Origin of the sequence: Zhongshania sp., assembly GCF_041623545.1 — a bacterium.
Taxonomy (GTDB): Bacteria; Pseudomonadota; Gammaproteobacteria; order Pseudomonadales; family Spongiibacteraceae; genus Spongiibacter.
Genome location: NZ_JBFJWS010000304.1, coordinates 1 through 3,808, shown reverse-complemented (window position 1 = coordinate 3,808; position 3,808 = coordinate 1). Strand labels below are relative to the sequence as shown.

General features: G+C 51.1%; 4 protein-coding genes. 2 read left to right on the top strand and 2 right to left on the bottom strand.

The window, feature by feature from the left end; genetic code table 11:
- Positions 1-401: TetR/AcrR family transcriptional regulator (locus ABYT30_RS16890; RefSeq protein WP_373097603.1), on the bottom strand; the 401-nt coding region annotated here is incomplete at its 3' end.
- Between the two features lie 101 nt (positions 402-502).
- On the opposite strand from ABYT30_RS16890, the gene ABYT30_RS16885 reads away from it, so the two are divergent.
- The gene (locus ABYT30_RS16885) at positions 503-2,161 is read left to right on the top strand and encodes a GMC oxidoreductase (protein WP_373097602.1); all 1,659 of its coding nucleotides are present in this window, start codon (positions 503-505) and stop codon (positions 2,159-2,161) included.
- On the opposite strand, the gene traF is transcribed toward ABYT30_RS16885, so the two are convergent.
- Entirely contained in the window at positions 2,139-3,269 is a 1,131-nt protein-coding gene (gene traF / locus ABYT30_RS16880) for a conjugal transfer protein TraF (protein ID WP_373097601.1), read from the bottom strand. The genes ABYT30_RS16885 and traF overlap by 23 nt on opposite strands.
- 185 nt (positions 3,270-3,454) lie before the next feature.
- On the opposite strand from traF, the gene ABYT30_RS16875 reads away from it, so the two are divergent.
- The coding region (locus ABYT30_RS16875) for a 1-acyl-sn-glycerol-3-phosphate acyltransferase (protein ID WP_373097599.1) at positions 3,455-3,808 on the top strand (354 nt) is incomplete at its 3' end.

The window sequence follows — 3,808 nt, the reverse complement described above, 5'->3', positions numbered from 1 at the left end:
CTGTCAATGGTGTCGCTGACGCCGAGAATTTCAAACAATAATAAACGGGCCACCGCTGGGTTTTGATGTAATGTATCAAAAAAAGCGTGTAGACCTGCGTGGGCGAAGGCTTGGCTATTGCGTTCAGCGTGGTTAAACGCGGCTAGCATGGTTGTTTTTAAGTAGTTCGTTTGCGCTTGGTAAACCTCCGCCAAGAGCGCTTCTTTGTTGGCAAAAGACTCGTAGAAGTAGCGCTCGGTGAGCCCTGCTGCCGCGCAAATACTGCGCACACTACAGGCTTGGTAGCCTACTTCACCAATCGTCGAGAGACCGGCGTCTAGGAGCTGTTGACGGCGTTCCGCGCGGCGTTGGTCGCCACTGGCACCACGGTAGCGGCGGGGTTTAGGTGTGCTCTTAGTCATGAATTGATTTTGACATGAGCTGCTGTCAGATGTAAAGTGACACGAAGTCATGTCAAATATGCCGGTGCGCGCAGCTGGCAGTGTGAGAGAGTGGATACAACGTGGATTACGATTTTGATTATTTGGTTATAGGCTCTGGCTTCGGCGGGTCGACAGCGGCCCACCGGCTGACCCAAAAAGGCTATAGCGTTGGCATGATGGAAATGGGTCGACGCTGGAGCGCCGAGACCTATCCGCGTTCGAACTGGCATTTTCATCGCTGGCTGTGGCGACCACTGTTGGGTATGAAAGGTTTTTTTAATCTGCGTTGGTTTAAGCATGTACTGGTATTGCATGGCAATGCGGTAGGCGGTGGTTCGATCACCTACGCCAATACCTTGTTAGTGCCCAAGCAAGAGATCTGGCAGCAGGGCAGCTGGGCGGGTTTAAAGGATTGGCAGGCTGTGATGCCGGCGCACTACGCCAGCGCGCAAAGCATGTTGGGTGTTACTGAAAATCGTATTTTGGGCCCAGCAGATCACTTATTAAAGGATGCTGCAGGCGATTGGGGTTGTGGCGAAAGTTTTTATAAAACGCAAGTAGGCGTTTTTTTTGGTGATGACGGCGCAGCACCAGGTAAAGCCTACCCTGACCCGTATTTTGGTGGCGATGGCCCTGAACGCAATAGTTGCATAGCCTGTGGTGGCTGTATGGTCGGTTGTCGCCACAACGCTAAAAACAGTCTAGATAAAAATTATCTGTATTTTGCGGAAAAGCAGGGGGCAAAGGTTTTTGCGGAAACCAAGGTAATTGATGTCGTGCCGCTTAATGCGAAGAGTGATGGCGAAGACGGCTACGAAATCACTACGGTGTCGAGTACCTCTTTATTGCGGCGAAATAAGCGGCGCTGGCGGGCCAAGGCCGTGGTGTTTGCGGCATCGTCCTTAGGTACACAAGATCTGTTATTCAAGCTGCGCGACAAAGGATCGCTGCCAAATATTTCGGCTGAATTGGGCCGCCGGGTGCGAACTAACGCCGAGTCGTTAATTGGTGTGCGCTTGCCCGGCGAGCAGAATATGGACGAGGGAATCGCTATTGGCTCGGGTATTTACCTCGATGATAAAACTCATATTGAAGCTACGCGCTACCCTCGCGGCTCAGATGCTATGGGTTTGTTGGTCACGGCCATGACCCGTGGCAAACCTAATTGGCGGCGCGTTTTTGTGTGGCTATATACGATGTTGAAGTTATTCGTAAAGTCTCCCAAACAGGCGGTAACGTCCTTGATCCCCTTTGGCTTGGCGCGTCAAACAGTAATTTTTCTGTGCATGCAAACCTTGGATGGTCACATTGATATGCAGTACCGGCGCGCGTGGTATTGGCCGTGGCGTAAACGCATGGTCAGCGTTGGTGAGCCGATTCCTGCACATATTCCAGAGGCCAGTGAGTTTGCGTTGAGCACGGCTCGCCGCCTTGGCGGTATGGCGGGTAGCTTGATTACCGAGGTGTTGTTTAATATTCCGGCTACCGCCCATTGTATGGGCGGCGCCGGTATGGCGAAGTCAAGCGATGAGGGCGTTATCGATAGCCAGAATCGGGTGTTTGGCTATCGCAATATGCTAGTGTGCGATGGCTCAATGTTGTCGTCGAATCTCGGCGTGAACCCTTCGCTCACGATTACTGCATTGACTGAGCACGCTATGAGTTTTATTCCGGTCAAAAGCCAGTCAGTTAATGTTGCTAACGTCGCTAACGTCGCTACAGTGGCAGCTGTAGGCTGATGCGGCCACCGAGTTCGTTACTGCCGGCATAGCTAAGCTCGGTATTTATATGGAGCAACTGCTCGAGACTGTAGTGCAGGCCAATGGACGGCGCGTCATCGCTATAGGGATTGTCTAGCCAGCGGTAGCCCAATAATAGCTCAACACGTTGACTGACGGGTATGGCGCTGGCCAAGTTATAAACGCGCTGAGAGGGGACTTCGCCAAAGCCAGAATGTGGGGTTAAGTCGGCATCGAGCCGGAATTTAGCCCAATTTGCCGTGTAGTCGATACTCGCACTAACTTGGCTGCGTTGTTGGTAACGTGTACCTATGGTGCTCTGCATTCTTTGTTGGTAAAGGTCGCTGACAGATAAGCCTAGGACCCAGTCACCTAGCAGGTAGTTGATACCGAGATCGGCGTTAAGTTGAATAGTATGGTCGACATCGCGATCCGCATCGAAAAGTTTTCCTTCTTCGTATTCAGAAATAAGAATGCTGCGCTCGATGAGGCTGATATTTTGAATTTTAGGCCGAATTCCAAACTGCGTGTTTTCAAGGGCGTCAATTCTAAACGTGTAATTTAGCGCCAGATAGTTAGACCAGAGCGCGGAGACTTCCATGGACGACTGTAACTCGCCAAAGGAGAATAGGCCGATTAGGGTGGCAAAGCGCAGACGATTGGCGTCATTTTCGTCGTAGTTAAAGCGACCGCTACCTCTAAACTCAGAGCCGCCAATAATATGCCACGCTGGCGATGCGGTGCTTAGGGTGAAATGTCCGCCGGCGGCAAAACTATTGCTGTCGTTATTCATGTCTTCTAATCGTTGCACCAGCTCAGCTTCGTCACCCGGTACGATCAATATACCCCTAGAGCTACCTTGCAGAGATTGGCCTTCGTCATAGGCTTTTTTTAAGCTTTGAATCAAGTCATCGCTATCGTCAATAAAAATATAGCCGTCTGCCTGTATTAAAGTGTCACTGATATTGTCGCGAAGAATAAGTGCGGCAGGGTTTTGCGTCAAAGTGGCTAAGCGATACTGAGCAGAATCGGCATAAAGGCTTGGTGACAGTGCTTGCAGGGCAACAATAACTAGACTTGCAAATAGTTTGCGTATTACAAATGGCAAAGGTCGGACTCCATTTTTAGCGGCGCTGGAACAGTCACATTGTGCCTGTCGCCGTTGATTCAGTGGGGCAGAATAGTAGAGGGTCTGTGCCGGGGCAAGGGTATTACTCTGATTTTGTGCAATACTGCTCGAAGGCGAATGGGCTTCGGCGCTGCACAATGCGGTAATGTAAAGGGACTAACGGGATGTTGGCGAAAGATGTTGGTGTTAGTCAACGTAAAACAATATGCAGCTACCCACGACTTTTGTATTTGGTACGCTACGTCAGTACTAAGGCATTGGCGTTACGGTCCTGGCAATTGCCCGGGGCGCCAGCGACGCCCCCCAAATACGTGCTTATACTGGCGCCTCACACTAGTAATTGGGATTTTTTTATTATGGTTGCAGTGGCCAGCGCATTAGGCCGGCAAATTCGCTTCATGGGTAAGCATCAGCTGTTTGTCGGCCCGCTCGGGGCGCTATTGCGCTGGCTTGGTGGCGTTGCGGTTGAGCGCAGCAGTCACCACAATTTTGTCGGGCAAATGGCGGCTTTGTTTCGT